The sequence below is a fragment of the Shewanella sp. 4_MG-2023 genome (genome assembly GCF_030548015.1).
GTDB lineage: Bacteria > Pseudomonadota > Gammaproteobacteria > Enterobacterales > Shewanellaceae > Shewanella.
Window position 1 is genome coordinate 1 of the sequence record NZ_JAUORL010000087.1, and the last position, 703, is coordinate 703.

Consider the following 703-nt stretch of genomic DNA (forward strand, 5'->3'; position numbering starts at 1 on the left):
CTACTGCGAAATTTTTTAAAGTGTTGTATAGACCTCGTAAACAAAGACGCATTCTTTTTCCGGCAGTATTTTGAGCATTACTTACGTATTCGCGAAAATATTCGATTTACAACAAGGACTTAGCGATGGTACCTTTGAAGTTTGAATTGAGCAGCCTGGAACATTATTGTGCTGCTATTGAATAAGCTGTTAGTTTACATGGAGCGTCATGAGTATTTTAGAAAAATTAAATAAAGAAATACCCGGTATGAATACCTGGGTTTTCAGTATTTGTACACTTTCATTTTTTGCATTTTGCTTTGATATTTACTTACTTATTTTTAGCACTAATACATTTTTAGCGTCTATATCTTTGGTTTGCTTATTTGTTGGACTTGCAGCAACATTTAAATGGGCTACTCAAGAGTTTACTTTGTATTTTCTTGTCTACTTAATTCCAATGTTTTTATATGTGCTTAGCCAGATTCCTAATGGTGAATTAATAGGAATAAACTCAGGAGATTTTATTTTGAGTGCTTGGGCAACAGTTGGATCTACTTTATTGCCGCCAATTGGAACATTGCTTACAGTACCTATTGTGATTGTCCTAGGCTCAGCATCTCGGTGGCTAGAGTCAAAAATGTAAACTAATCGGGTAGCCGGAGGTATCTAACCTCCAGCCCCCACACCACCCTGCATGCGGCTCCGCACAGGGCGGTTCATT

1 protein-coding gene is annotated in these 703 nt (G+C 37.4%); it reads left to right on the top strand.

Going from position 1 to position 703, the window contains the following annotated elements:
* Positions 1 to 208: 208 nt before the first annotated feature.
* Positions 209 to 625 carry a hypothetical protein gene (locus Q4546_RS19155; protein WP_303446858.1) on the top strand — a complete coding sequence of 139 codons (417 nt, stop codon included), beginning with the start codon at positions 209 to 211 and terminating at the stop codon, positions 623 to 625.
* Positions 626 to 703 lie beyond the last annotated feature (78 nt).

Coding starts and splice junctions, on each gene's coding strand:
- Q4546_RS19155 (WP_303446858.1), top strand. CDS start 209: ATGAGTATTTTAGAAAAATTAAATAAAGAAATACCCGGTATGAATACC.